The following is an 851-nucleotide window of genomic DNA, read 5'->3' on the forward strand; positions in this document are numbered from 1 at the left end:
AAAAAGACAATTTCTATATTATTTCAATAGAAATTGTATTTTTTCACTTATCCAAGAAATTTATGTCCCGGACTCTTTAGTTTTATTAGAATATAGTTTTCATTTTGATAGATAATGGCTAATAATTGTCTGTAAATCATTGTTAAGTACCGTTGTTATAGAATCATCATTCATAAAATCATCATAGATCTTATCAAGTATTTCTTCATCTTCAATTGCTGTAAAATGATGTACTAGTCCTTTTACGATAGATATATAATTTTGAGATGCTAAGCAACTAGCAACCGTTCGCCAATCTGATTGTTTAGTTTCATGGTTCATAGATAATCCTCCTTTATTTCAATGTCCATTTTTGACGTGCTTTAGGGTTGAGTGGATGCATAATTTCATTCGTTGATGGATTAATAAGCCTTTTGACTTTCTTTTTATGAGGTTTCAACATTTCCATCACTTGCTTAACACGTTCGACGACAACAGGCCGCTTCGCATAGGCACCATAAGCAAGAATCACTGTGTCACTTTCACTTATCGCTTTCATCAAGTGAATATCAGTGTGTTCATCATATGGTTCTTTATCTTTGAGATGCTTTATACTCATAGGTGTTTTAATATTAGAGAAAAGATTAACGAGATATACAGCGCCATATTGCTCAGAATTAGTTAATTGATTGAGGATGAGAACCGTGGTAAGATCGAGTGATAATACACCATCTAAATGAGGGTACATCGTTATCACTGTACAAGCGGGTTTCTTTTCATCCCATGTTTTCTTGAGTAAGTAGCGGTGTTTTTTATCTCCGCTAAATATGGCTTCTGTGTGTATTGTACTGTTAATTGTATTCATATATCAT

2 protein-coding genes are annotated in these 851 nt (G+C 32.9%); both read right to left on the minus strand.

The window, feature by feature from the left end:
• Positions 1-99: 99 nt before the first annotated feature.
• Positions 100-321, minus strand: coding sequence for a hypothetical protein (locus JVV30_RS02830; RefSeq protein ID WP_193839850.1), 222 nt, complete (start codon positions 319-321; stop codon positions 100-102).
• 13 nt (positions 322-334) lie between these two features.
• Entirely contained in the window at positions 335-844 is a 510-nt protein-coding gene (locus tag JVV30_RS02835; protein WP_193839851.1) for a DUF1643 domain-containing protein, read from the minus strand.
• Between the last annotated feature and the right edge of the window lie 7 nt (positions 845-851).

It is taken from the genome of Staphylococcus sp. GDY8P47P (assembly GCF_016892225.1).
In the GTDB taxonomy this organism is placed as follows: Bacteria; Bacillota; Bacilli; order Staphylococcales; family Staphylococcaceae; genus Staphylococcus; species Staphylococcus borealis.